This window comes from Anabaena sp. TISTR 8404, from assembly GCF_056847745.1.
This window is the reverse complement of sequence record NZ_CP180578.1, coordinates 6,033,813-6,047,083: the sequence shown is the minus strand read 5'-3', so window position 1 is coordinate 6,047,083 and position 13,271 is coordinate 6,033,813. Positions and strand designations below refer to the sequence as shown.

Annotated in this window: 7 protein-coding genes and 1 CRISPR repeat array; of the genes, 1 reads left to right on the top strand and 6 read right to left on the bottom strand. The window is 40.3% G+C overall.

The window, feature by feature from the left end; all coding sequences use genetic code 11:
- Positions 1 to 70: 70 nt before the first annotated feature.
- From ACMX3D_RS26180 to ACMX3D_RS26160, 5 genes are all read right to left on the bottom strand, one after another.
- Positions 71 to 2,314: a GAF domain-containing protein gene (locus ACMX3D_RS26180; RefSeq protein WP_482748704.1), complete on the bottom strand. Its 2,244-nt coding sequence runs from the start codon at positions 2,312 to 2,314 to the stop codon at positions 71 to 73.
- 399 nt (positions 2,315 to 2,713) lie between these two features.
- The gene (locus ACMX3D_RS26175) at positions 2,714 to 3,283 is read right to left on the bottom strand and encodes a hypothetical protein (protein WP_482748703.1); all 570 of its coding nucleotides are present in this window, start codon (positions 3,281 to 3,283) and stop codon (positions 2,714 to 2,716) included.
- A 126-nt stretch (positions 3,284 to 3,409) separates the two neighbouring features.
- Positions 3,410 to 4,669, bottom strand: a complete 1,260-nt coding sequence (locus tag ACMX3D_RS26170; protein WP_482748702.1) for a glycoside hydrolase family 10-like protein — start codon at positions 4,667 to 4,669, stop codon at positions 3,410 to 3,412.
- Between the two features lie 168 nt (positions 4,670 to 4,837).
- A CRISPR array of direct repeats spans positions 4,838 to 8,004; the repeat unit is 37 nt; unit sequence GTTTCAATCCCTAATAGGGATTAAGTGAAATTTCAAC.
- Positions 8,005 to 8,292: 288 nt separating this feature from the next.
- Positions 8,293 to 9,765: a glycolate oxidase subunit GlcD gene (gene glcD, locus ACMX3D_RS26165; RefSeq protein ID WP_482748701.1), complete on the bottom strand. Its 1,473-nt coding sequence runs from the start codon at positions 9,763 to 9,765 to the stop codon at positions 8,293 to 8,295.
- Positions 9,766 to 9,919: 154 nt separating this feature from the next.
- Positions 9,920 to 10,984 carry a potassium channel family protein gene (locus tag ACMX3D_RS26160; RefSeq protein ID WP_482748700.1) on the bottom strand — a complete coding sequence of 355 codons (1,065 nt, stop codon included), beginning with the start codon at positions 10,982 to 10,984 and terminating at the stop codon, positions 9,920 to 9,922.
- A 246-nt stretch (positions 10,985 to 11,230) separates the two neighbouring features.
- Here ACMX3D_RS26160 and ACMX3D_RS26155 point away from each other — a divergent pair, with 246 nt between their 5' ends.
- Positions 11,231 to 12,514: an acetylornithine/succinylornithine family transaminase gene (locus tag ACMX3D_RS26155; RefSeq protein WP_482748699.1), complete on the top strand. Its 1,284-nt coding sequence runs from the start codon at positions 11,231 to 11,233 to the stop codon at positions 12,512 to 12,514.
- 231 nt (positions 12,515 to 12,745) lie between these two features.
- Here the strand turns inward: ACMX3D_RS26155 and ACMX3D_RS26150 are convergent, their stop codons facing one another.
- Entirely contained in the window at positions 12,746 to 13,042 is a 297-nt protein-coding gene (locus tag ACMX3D_RS26150) for a DUF3288 family protein (RefSeq protein ID WP_190587988.1), read from the bottom strand.
- Positions 13,043 to 13,271: the final 229 nt, after the last annotated feature.

The following is a 13,271-nucleotide window of genomic DNA, read 5'->3' as shown; positions in this document are numbered from 1 at the left end:
TAAGGATTATAGCAGATTTTTCATGGTAGTGCCAACGTAAAGTTAATCAGGAAGCGGGTTACAGTGTAATTTATCTGGGAAATTTGATTATGAAGGTAGTTTGACCATCTCCACTCTCGACATTGATTGAGCCACCTAAGTGTCTGACCATTTTCTGAACTAAAGCCATTTCCAATCCTGTACCACTATATGTCCAGGGATCATTTTTCATCAGGCGATAGAATGGCTCAAAAATTCGTGGTATTTCACTGGCGGAAATTTCTAAGCCGGAATTGCTAACCTTCAGTTGCACTGCATCTGCTGTGATATCAGCAGACACAGTAATTACTTCGCCCGGCGGGGTGTATTTGCAAGCATAGCTTAAAAGTTCGGTAACGATCCGCTCTAAATCGGTAATGTCTGTTTCTAGAGGCGGGAGTTGACGATCAATATGAAGGTGTAATTTTTGTTTTTGGCAATAGGAAACGTCCCGAAAAGATTCAACTATCGGAGGTAGCCATGTTTGTAAATCAATGGCTATCAATGTAGGTGCATCAGGTTCGGCTTCGAGATATGTGAGTGTCATCAAATCGTTGATTAACTTGCTTTCTCGCCCACACTCGTTATGCAAAATCTGCAATAATTGGGGAACAATTTCGATATTTAAGATGCCTTCGGGGGTAAGTATACTTTCGAGGGTTTGGGCGGCGAGGCTAATGCTAGTTATGGGTGTGCGTAGTTCGTGGGAGAGGGTTCTTAAGAATTCGTTTTTCAGGCGTTCTTGCTGTGCTAATGCTTGCATTTGTGCTTGAGTTGAAGAGTCAATTTTTGCTTGCCGCAGTGCGATCGCACATTCATTGGCTACTTGTTGCACTAAACTAATTTCATGTTCATCAAACATTTCTTGTGTTGGTCTATTTAGCCACAAGTTCCCTAAAATGCCTTGGTCGTCAAAGATTGGACAAGCTAACTGGGTGAGAACGAGTAGTTTAGGGTGCCATCCCGGAACGATTTCTAAAGATTGCCAATGCTGTTTTGCTAACAGTGGTTGATAAACTTCCGGCAAGTCTGCAACATTTTTCGTTAATCCTTGGTATTGCGGCGAGGTAGTTGTGTATTCGTAAGTAACGGTTGTCTCACTACCACAAGCACTATAAATCTCAACGTAACAAGACTCTAGTTGTAGTAACTGAGTCAGTTCTTGAGTGGCTGTCTGCACTACCTGGGTTGCGGGTTGATGATCGCGGATTTGTTCGGTAAGGCGGCGCACTAGTATTTGAAAGTTCTGGGCTTGTTGGAGTTGGGCTTGGTGCTGTTGTTGCGATTCTAGCTGGGATTTGAGATGCTGTACTTGCTTTTGCAGTTCGGCTTGATGAACTGCTATGCCAATTTGGGTTGCTAGTTGTTTGAGTAAGTCAATTTCTATTTCTTGCCATTGATGAGGTTGATGGCAATGCTGGGCAGTTATCAACCCCCAAAGCTGCTGCTGTGACCAAATTGGCACAACTAAATTGGCTCTCACTGCTAAGGATTCCAGTAAATTTACTTGGTGAGGATGTAACCCGGCTGTATAGATATCTTCAATAATTTGAATACAACCACGTCCACTGCGTTCTTGATATTTGCTAATTAAGCTAGGATCAGGGAATTTCTGCCCTAAACATGAATTGGCTGTGACTGTTGATTCGGCAATGACTACGCCAGTCTCATCTGGTTGAATATGGTAAACCAAGATGCGATCGCAACACAAACAATGCCGCAGTTCTTTGACAAGTTGATGCAGCAGTGTATCTAAGTCTAAAGATTCTCGAATCCATTGGGCGATCGCTTCTAACAGTTGTTCTTGTGCAGTTTGGATTTCTTTGGCTTGGGCTACCTGCTTTACAGGAGTAATATTACTACTTGTACCAATCAGGCGATAAATTCTAGAGTTCGCATCTCGCAATGGTGTTAGTGTGGTACTCCACCAAGTCGCCACTCCCTGAAATTGCAAGCATTGTTCGTAGGAAATGGTTTTGCCAAAACGCACACAGTCAGCATAATGCTGCCGCACTTTTACCGCATCAACAGGGGAGAGAATATCTTCTGGCTTTTTTCCTTTCAGATTCTCAGAACTAATTCCAATCCATCGTTCATGGGTGGGATTTAGGGCTACGTAGCGAAAATCTCCATCTTCTAGAACATCGACTATAAATATAGATGTCTGCACAGAATTATAGATGCTCAGTAGAAACTGTTCACTACTACTGTGTTTGTCTAATTCTGGGTCAAATGGAACTTGAGAATGCAATTGTTGTTTCAACTCAACGGTTGATTCACCCGGATTTATATTCATGGGAGAGTCCCTATCTGCTATTAATGACTCCTCTAAGCGCTGCCCCTGATGATGATAAGTCGTGAAAAATACTTTTTAGCGCCTACAGCAAAGCATTTTCGGTCTTTGCTCGTGTGATATTTGTATCTTCTTTTATTTCTTATCAGAAATATCGGAAACTTAATAGCAGTGAACTCAACAAATATAGCTCCTTAAAGGTATGAGTACATTTGCAATGGGATGCAAACTTATTGAACATTTTTTATTAAGAATGATTTAAGATTGTTGCATATACCTAAGTATACTCAAAAGCAATATTTTTCAAAAGTTATATTTCTTAATCTTTATTTAATCTAGCAAGCAACTAACATAATACTAAATCATTTGATTGATGATTGTCACAGACTCAATCATCAGTAATTAGCGTAAAAGCCGGAAAGCGTTGATCCCGGTTAAGATTGCTACCACAATCCAAGTAATTGCTAATCCAGCAACTTCACCTAAAAATAACCGTGTTAAACGCAGTAAAACTATTCCTATAGTTGAACCAATGGGTACTGCGATCGCCCAACTAATCGCACTGATAAATATCCATTGCCAAGATAAAGCTACAGACTTGCGGATTGCTGTCCATTGTGCCAATCCAATCACAAAACCGCCCACTGTACCTATAGTTATACTCCAAAGCAGTCTCAGGGCAAAAATTTGCGTACTGGGGACAATCCAACCAACAGCACCCACACCAATGGTAGTGATCGTAGCCCATGCCAAAAAGGTAGACAAAAGCCAACGTTCAAACAAAATATGATGACGAATAATTAAGCTTTGCCCAAACGCGATCGCCAACCCACCCAAAGAAGCTTGCGCCACTCCTACATCTGGCTTTTCCCCAACTTCAATCCAGCACAAACTCAGCAAAAAACCGCCAACAGTAGCGATCGCCCACTGTAATGTAAAACTAAATTGAGTTTTAGTAGATGTGAAGAACATGAAATTCTCGCCAGTACAGCACGGTAGAGATTACTATACAGTGCGAGACAAATAAAAAAAGTTCAAACTAGGTTGTCATTTCTCCAAATCTACTCCCCACTCCCTATTCCCTACTCCCAACATCTATTACAGCCTGAGTCTGCTACCTGCTTCATCAATGGGTAATGGCCTGATAGCTTTGGTGTTAAACAATTCCTGGAAAGCCTTACGCCGTTTTTGGGGTGTTTCTGGTGCGATGTAACCCCACAAACTTTCCCAATAAAAAAACGAAATACCAGAAAAAGAGCGATCGCGTACCATGTCAATTTGTGCTTTGATTTGAGAAATTCTCACCGGATTTCGTAAAGTCCCCGTAGAGATACCAATAACTACCGGAATTTTTGTTTGGGCTAATTTCACTGCTGATTGTTCCAGTTCAGCCCTAAAACTATTGTTGTTATGGCGGTATACTTGCAAAATCAACTCATCTACCCAGCCATTTTTTATCCAAGTTTCCCAATCTTGCAGGTAGTATTTATATGCGAAAGCTTGTGCATTTGGAGACAAAGATAATTTAGCATTAGGTTCAATTTCTTTGATGCTGCGATAGATTCTGCCCATAAAAGCAGTAATTTTATCAGCACGCCAACGCATCCATTCCGAGTTAAACGGGTCACTAGGCGGACTTTTACCTTGATGTTCTTGTTTGTAGAGTTCAACAGTGAAGCGATCGTAACCAAATTGTACTGGCATTCCAAAATGGTCATCCAGTTGAATGCCATCTACATTGTAATTACTAATAACTTCCAAAATTAGCCCTAGAATAAACTCTTGAACTTCTGGATGTAGAGGATTTAACCAAGCCTGCTTAGTTACTGCCCCATTGTTAACCTCTTCTGGCAAAACTTCTTTCACAGAATTTACACCTTTTTGTCCAACAGTCAACCAATCAGGATAAAGCTTGGCTAACTGAGAATTTGGTGGTGTCATAAAACCATATTCAAACCAAGGAATCACAGTTAGACCTTTTGGTTTAGCAAGTTTAATAATCTTTGCTAAAACATCTTGTCCACCGTGCATAAAATTGAGTATTGGTTCAGCTTCTTCACCAATAATATTTTTGGCAACATTACTTTTGTAAAAAGTACTGCCCCGATTCCACACTACAGGATAAATCGTATTAAAGTGCAGTGCAGATAATTGATTGATAGCGCGGTCAATTCCCCAAGGAACAAATAAAACACCACTAGCAACATTAGTTAACCAAACACCACGAATTTCTGTGATAATTTGTTGGCTATTTGGTTGAGCATAAAATGAAAAAGAAGGTAGAGAAAATACTGTTAAACAAAGTATAAATTCTAAAGCTATTAAGTAAATAATCCAATGTTTAGCCAACCGATTCATCAGTGGGTTTGACTGCGTTTGAAAAGAACACTTATAAATACAAATTAAATTAGCTTTATCCGGATTATAACAATCTTATTTGATTTGAGAAAAATCTCAGTATATTGAGTATACTTTCAGTGAAATTTCAACGAGATAGCAGCCTGCAAGCACTGAGCAAATACCAAAGTTTCAATCCCTAATAGGGATTAAGTGAAATTTCAACGAAGTGGTTTTCTCGGTTTGTTTTAGCTCATAAGGGTTTCAATCCCTAATAGGGATTAAGTGAAATTTCAACTTGACGATGACGACTCAGACGACGATATTCCAGTGATTGTTTCAATCCCTAATAGGGATTAAGTGAAATTTCAACGCCAATGTAGAGGTATCTAAGCCTACTGTGAACTGTTTCAATCCCTAATAGGGATTAAGTGAAATTTCAACCTTAGATTCTAGTAGCTGCTTAGGATTTACTGTGTGTTTCAATCCCTAATAGGGATTAAGTGAAATTTCAACCTGACAAGTTCAAATTACAAGTTGATCAAGAGAAGTTTCAATCCCTAATAGGGATTAAGTGAAATTTCAACCCTTGCCCTCTATAATCTTCCCTTACTTCTAGAGCGTTTCAATCCCTAATAGGGATTAAGTGAAATTTCAACCAGTTTAGTCCAGCATTAGGAGGTATAAAGACTAGTTTCAATCCCTAATAGGGATTAAGTGAAATTTCAACACAACCAATAAAAGGCTTTATACGGATAAAAATTTGTTTCAATCCCTAATAGGGATTAAGTGAAATTTCAACCTTATTAACAGTTCTACGTGTTCTTCAACTTCACCGTTTCAATCCCTAATAGGGATTAAGTGAAATTTCAACATCGGTTGTCCAGTGTGAATAAAAAATAAAAAGTTGTTTCAATCCCTAATAGGGATTAAGTGAAATTTCAACTTCGATGGCACTTTTTAAACGTCCATTCAAGCCAACCAAGTTGTTTCAATCCCTAATAGGGATTAAGTGAAATTTCAACCATTATCGATGCTCATCCAAAACCAGGATACCGAGTTTCAATCCCTAATAGGGATTAAGTGAAATTTCAACTTGTGCTGAGATATCTTCGTAATCATTTAGGATAGTTTCAATCCCTAATAGGGATTAAGTGAAATTTCAACTGAGGGTCATGGCGTTGAGATGATCGCAAAAACTCGTTTCAATCCCTAATAGGGATTAAGTGAAATTTCAACCGATCGCGGCAATTATCTGCCAGTCTCTAGTACAAAAGGTTTCAATCCCTAATAGGGATTAAGTGAAATTTCAACCACACCGGAAAATTTAGAAGCCAACGCAGAGCGTTTCAATCCCTAATAGGGATTAAGTGAAATTTCAACTTTTCGGATGACTTGTATATTCTCAACTGAATTGGTTTCAATCCCTAATAGGGATTAAGTGAAATTTCAACTGGATAAAATGTCTTGGTCTATCAGCCAGTTTGTGTTTCAATCCCTAATAGGGATTAAGTGAAATTTCAACGATGGGGGCTTCGCCGCACTATCGCGCTATCTACAACCATAAGTTTCAATCCCTAATAGGGATTAAGTGAAATTTCAACCGATGCCATACAAAAGTGGTGGCGTAGGAGATTTTGTTTCAATCCCTAATAGGGATTAAGTGAAATTTCAACGGGGCTTGACAACGATAAATATCCCTACAACAGGCGGTTTCAATCCCTAATAGGGATTAAGTGAAATTTCAACCATATTTAATTTAATGTTTGCACCTTTGCCCTCTGTTTCAATCCCTAATAGGGATTAAGTGAAATTTCAACCTTATCTGCTACCCCTGGTAGTGCAGGCTTATTCGTGTTTCAATCCCTAATAGGGATTAAGTGAAATTTCAACGTACCCTTCAAATCCGAAAAGTTAATTGTTAACGTTTCAATCCCTAATAGGGATTAAGTGAAATTTCAACAATACAAAGCTTGGTTAGCAATGAGTCCAGACCAAAGTTTCAATCCCTAATAGGGATTAAGTGAAATTTCAACTATTCCTTAGCGGTCAAGTGTTCATATACGGTAAAAACGTTTCAATCCCTAATAGGGATTAAGTGAAATTTCAACGATAGCGAAGTCGTCGCCTGCATCAGTCGTATAGTTTCAATCCCTAATAGGGATTAAGTGAAATTTCAACCTCCCTAAGCTCTTCTTCATTGTGCCATATTTATCTGTTTCAATCCCTAATAGGGATTAAGTGAAATTTCAACTGTAGTTGCGAATAAGCTGTTGTTCCGGGTCAAGTTGTTTCAATCCCTAATAGGGATTAAGTGAAATTTCAACCTTATGGTGTTCACTAACGCCAAAGTAATAATCTGTTTCAATCCCTAATAGGGATTAAGTGAAATTTCAACCAGGGTCTTTGGCCGGATTAGCCATGTTTCCCAGGTTAGGTTGTTTCAATCCCTAATAGGGATTAAGTGAAATTTCAACCTGTACATATGAGTTATATTGACCTAAGTAGCTTGTTTCAATCCCTAATAGGGATTAAGTGAAATTTCAACAAAACCTCGTATATTCCACTTGGGCAATACTCTGAGTTTCAATCCCTAATAGGGATTAAGTGAAATTTCAACTCTTAATCCTTATAGCAATACCAATGTAACTGGTAATATAGGGTTTCAATCCCTAATAGGGATTAAGTGAAATTTCAACCCCTAAAATCATATTGATTTTATCTTCAACTTGTGGTTTCAATCCCTAATAGGGATTAAGTGAAATTTCAACAGTTTGGTTTCACGGTGAAGAACAGCAAGTCATACCGTTTCAATCCCTAATAGGGATTAAGTGAAATTTCAACTTAAATGTCAACGTACAAACCATTTCCAACTGGGAGTTTCAATCCCTAATAGGGATTAAGTGAAATTTCAACTACTACCTGAGCCTGAGCCAGCGGTTGAGGAGATATGTTTCAATCCCTAATAGGGATTAAGTGAAATTTCAACCAGATAAATCTAAGGCTCCTAAGAAATCCAAAGGGTTTCAATCCCTAATAGGGATTAAGTGAAATTTCAACGACCAAGGCATCCTTAGTGGCTTTGGGCTAAAAGATGTTTCAATCCCTAATAGGGATTAAGTGAAATTTCAACTACCGCGATCGCGCCTATAGATTACAGAATGTTAAGTTTCAATCCCTAATAGGGATTAAGTGAAATTTCAACGTTGTCTGTTGATTGTGTCTGCAAAGTATTGTTCTTGTTTCAATCCCTAATAGGGATTAAGTGAAATTTCAACTTGTGGGCGAAACCGCGATCGCTGAAGCTGGCGCGGCAATCGTTTCAATCCCTAATAGGGATTAAGTGAAATTTCAACTGCGGGAGCCGGAAAAGTAATCTGTATTTGGTTTTCGAGGTTCAGTTTCGCGGATGGTTATGATTATAACACTTGAAAATGTCAGTTGATTTACGACTAATAGCTGAGACATAGACTGAGTAAAGTGCGCGGATGATTTTAATTTAATTTTTCTGTAAAAGCTTGTAATCAAAAGAATCCAGCGATTTTTCTTCAACCTTGCTTTTCTACACCTACCCATCCGCGCATTTTCAGGGATTTTATAGCAGTCCTAAATAGATCTACTCCCTACTCTCCACTTTTTACAAATCAATATCTTTCCACACCTTCAAACTGTTTGTGATTCATAGCATTGGCGGCTTCACCACAAGTTCGGGGTGTGGGGAAGATTTTCTCTGGGTTGGCTAAACCTTGGGGATTAAATACTTGTCGTACCCATTGCATTGTTTCTAAATCAACGCTATTGAACATTTCTGGCATATAACACTTTTTATCTGAACCAATGCCATGTTCGCCAGAAAGGCTACCACCAACTTTTACACAAAGCTTGAGAATTTCTCCGCCTAACTCTTCAACTTTTTCTAATGCACCAGGCACAGAATTATCATAAAGAACTAATGGGTGAAGGTTGCCGTCACCAGCATGAAAGACATTAGCAATTTTATAGCCAAATTTTTGACTTAGGGTTTCAATTTCTTGCAGAACATAAGGCAATTGAGTGCGCGGAATTACACCATCTTGCACATAATAATCCGGGCTTAAATGTCCAGCCGCAGCAAAAGCAGCTTTGCGTCCTTTCCACAATTTTAAGCGGGTTTCTGGGTCAGTAGCCGCAGTTACATTCCGCGCTCCATTATGTTGACAAATTTCGGTAATTCTTTGTTTTAAAACTGCAACTTCTACTTCTAACCCATCAATTTCAACTAGCAGAATGGCAGTAGCATCTCGCGGATAACAATTAGTTGCCACAACATCTTCTACAGCATTGATGCTGAGGTTATCCATCATTTCCATCCCACCGGGAATTATGCCTGCGCTGATAATATCAGAAACACTAGCCCCGGCAGCTTCTACACTAGTAAAGTCTGCTAACAATACACAAATAGATTCAGCACTTTTGAGAATTCTAAGAGTGATTTCTGTAGCGATTCCTAAAGTACCTTCAGAGCCTACAAATATACCAGTTAAATCATAACCAGGTGTTTCTGGTATTTGTCCACCTAAATCGACGATTTCTCCTGCTGGCGTGACAATTTTTAAGCCTAAAACGTGATTGGTGGTGACACCATATTTTAAACAATGTACGCCACCAGAGTTCTCGGCAACATTACCCCCAATTGAGCAAATAATTTGGCTAGAAGGATCTGGTGCATAATAAAATCCTGCGCCGCTAACAGTTTGCGTTACCCAACTATTAATTACTCCAGGCTGTACAACTATGCGCTGGTTTTCTAAATCAACGCTGAGGATTTGTCGCATTAAGGAGGTGACGATTAGCACAGAGTCTTCTAATGGTAAAGCACCACCAGATAATCCTGTACCGGAACCCCGTGCAATAAATGGCACAGAATACTGGTTACATATTTTTACCACCGCAGCAACTTGTTCTGTTGTTCTTGGTAATACAGCCACAGCCGGACGTTGACGATAGCTAGTCAAACCGTCGCATTCATAGGTAATCAATTCTTCACGGCGTTGAACTACACCATTTTTACCAAGGACAGCCTCAAATGCTTTGATAATAGGTTGCCAATTACGTTGTTGTTTATCTTGGGTAAGCATAAGGTTTCAGGTAGATGACTCGGCTGGATGAAATGACTGTAATTACCATTGTTGCAAGAATAGCAGTTTAGGAGAAAATAGCGATCGCGCTTTCCAACAAGAAGTATTCATCCGCGTCCATCTGCGGTTAATTTTTCCTGTCCCCTATTCCCTATTACTGACTTTTCGGCTTGCGTAATTTTTGCGAACCAATTGGGACAAGAACTTGATTAAGACTACGTAACTGTTCCGCTGTCCCCATACAAATCAGCGTGTCTCCTGGCAATAATACAGTGTCGCCAGTGGGGCCACCGATGAGATTACCATCAACACGGCGAATTGCCAGTACTAATGCACCAGTTTGCGATCGCAGTTTGGCTTTTTGTAAGGTTTGTCCAACCAAGGGAGATATACTGGGATCAAGTAAAAATTCTTCCATATACAATTGACGATCTGCGCCAGAAAGAATTCCGTCCACAAAATCCAATACTTGCGGTCTCAAGGCTGCTGCGGCCATCCGCTTACCACCTGTAATGTACGGTGAAATTACGGCATCAGCGCCACCACGCTGTAACTTTTGTAACGCTTCTTCTGTACCGGCACGAGCGATCGCCCGAATGCCGGGATTGAGTGTTTTTGCTGATAATACTGTATATAAATTTTCGGCATCAGAAGGTAGTGCTGCAACTATACAAATCGCTCTTTCAATACCAACATGCAGCAGGGTATCATCTAGTGTCGCATCACCCTGATATACTACATAACCTTCTATCTGCGCCCTTTGGACAGATTCAAGATCTGAATCTATGACAACAAAAGGTACACCCTCGGCGCGAAATTCCTTGGCAATTTGCCGACCTGTGCGACTAAATCCACAAATAATGTAATGTCCTGACAAGGATTCCATTAAGCGCCTCTGTTGCCGTAGCCGAATTCCTTCTTGAAAGTAGCCTTCAATGATTGCTTCTGTAAATCTATTGACAATGTAACCAATATTAATTACGCCCAATAAAATCAGGGCAATAGTAAACAAGCGTCCTCGGCTACCAAGTGGGTGTGTTTCGCCGTATCCCACAGTAGCCAGGGTAATTACTGTCATGTAAGCGGCATCTTCCCATGACCATCCCTCAACAAATCTATACCATAAAGTACCAATTAGGAGAACACCGCAAAGAGCGATCGCTCCTGCCATTAACTCTTTTTGGATACGTTGGTATTTTCTCTCAAGTGTGGAATACAAGGTTGTTTTTCACCAGTGTTCTTCGTTGAAGGATATTTAAGCGTTAGCCTAAAAAAAATTTATTAAGATTGGGTGTAAGGCTATAAGGGTTTTACTTACTTACACCCCATACCCTTATACCCCTTGATTTTTTGTATCACTGCCTAAATCCTAGTGATCATCTGCGATAAATCCCAAGAAATTTTTAACAATTTCGAGGAAACTAGTAAGTGAATGTATGATGAAAAATTTTCAGGAGGAGCGGTAGTGAGCTTACAAACTCTAGTTGAAGAAGCCAGCATCCCCCCAGCATCAGGTTCAGTGTCATCTATTCCTTTTGATACGGATAGTTTTAACGAAGCCGTGATGTCAACTTATGGTCGGTTTCCCTTAGCCTTGGAAAAAGGTTCAGGATGCCGAGTTTGGGATACACAGGGGCGGGAATATCTAGACTTTGTGGCTGGGATTGCCACTTGTACATTAGGACACGCCCACCCAGCGATGATTGAAGCTGTGACTCGTCAAATTCAGAAGTTGCATCATGTTTCTAATTTGTACTACATTCCCGAACAAGGGGAATTAGCCAAATGGATTATCCAACATTCTTGTGCTGATCGCGTATTTTTCTGTAACTCTGGAGCCGAGGCTAATGAAGCGGCGATTAAATTAGCACGTAAATATGCCCATACAGTCCTAGATATAGAAAAGCCCATTATTTTAACGGCTAATGCCAGCTTCCACGGACGGACTTTGGCAACGATTACCGCTACCGGACAACCTAAGTATCAAAAATACTTTGATCCCTTGGTTCCTGGTTTCCATTACGTACCTTACAACGATATTACTGCTGTTGAAACAGCCATTAGTGAGTTAGATGAAGGTGATTATCGCGTTGCAGCGATTTTATTAGAACCGTTGCAAGGCGAAGGTGGCGTGCGTCCCGGTGATGTAGCTTACTTCCAAAAACTGCGGCAGATTTGTGATGAAACTGGCATTTTATTAATTTTTGATGAAGTGCAAGTTGGGATGGGGCGCAGTGGTAATTTATGGGGTTATGAACATCTCGGTGTCGAACCGGATATCTTCACCAGCGCCAAAGGTTTAGGCGGTGGTATCCCTATTGGCGCAATGATGAGTAAAAAATTCTGTGATGTTTTTCAACCAGGAGAACACGCCAGTACTTTTGGTGGGAATCCTTTTGTTTGTGGTGTGGCGCTGAGCGTTTGCCAAACTCTAGAAAGAGAAAACATTTTGCAGAATGTCCAAGAGAGGGGTGAACAATTACGCTCAGGATTAAAAGCGATCGCGGCAAAATATCCTGATAAGATTTCTGATGTGCGTGGTTGGGGCTTAATCAACGGGATGGAGTTAGCAGCAGACATTGCGCTAACTGCTGCTGATGTAGTCAACGCCGCAATGGCAGAAGGTTTATTACTTGTCCCCGCCGGGCCAAAAGTTGTCCGATTTGTTCCACCACTAATTGTGTCTAAGGGTGAAGTTGATCAAGCTTTACAAGCTGTGGATACAGCTTTAGCCAAAATCACAGTTTAAGGCAACAGGAAGATGACTTACGCACACTTATTTATCTTTTGAGGCAAAGTGTCAGGGGAACCAGAACTGTGGGTGGGTTTCCCCTACACCCCAATGTCATAAACCGTGAATTTTTAATTTCACTACGTCAGTCTTACAATCAACAGTTAAACAATTTTGGATTTTTTCTGCACACTAGGGCAGAGCATGAACCAAAAAATCTCAAATCGGCACAGTTAACAGTCAACAAATCTAATTCCAATCTTGTTCTTCTTTTTTGCCGCGACTTTTGTAAATTCCCCCTACATCGTGAATTTGCCGGGTTTTGGCAAAAAGTTCAGCTTCGGTTAACCCCCACTGTTGCAAAACTTTATCTAGGTCTTTTTGAATGTCGCGTGCGCCGGGAAAGCCTTGATAACGGATGCGTAGCCGAGCCAATTCTGCCAAATTATAGTCTGTTGCTTCTTGAGCGAGTAGAATATCAATAAAGGGGCGATCGCGGTTGTAAAGTGGGTGTTGTTGGTCTTTACTTCCGTGCTGTTCTGCCATAGTTTATACCTTTAGTCTGATTCTTAATTCATTCTGAGTCTAGAGTTGAAATTCCTTCCATCGCAAGATAATTAAAGATGAGGGCAAACACACCTTAACTCTTACGGCTCTCACCACTGCCAGTCAATATTAAATAAAGATACATTGTCTTTAAGAAAATACAAAAAGTTTTAATGAGGGTGAACCTCAAATCACCCCAAGTCCAAGCAGCAAGGGAGCAAGAACCCGC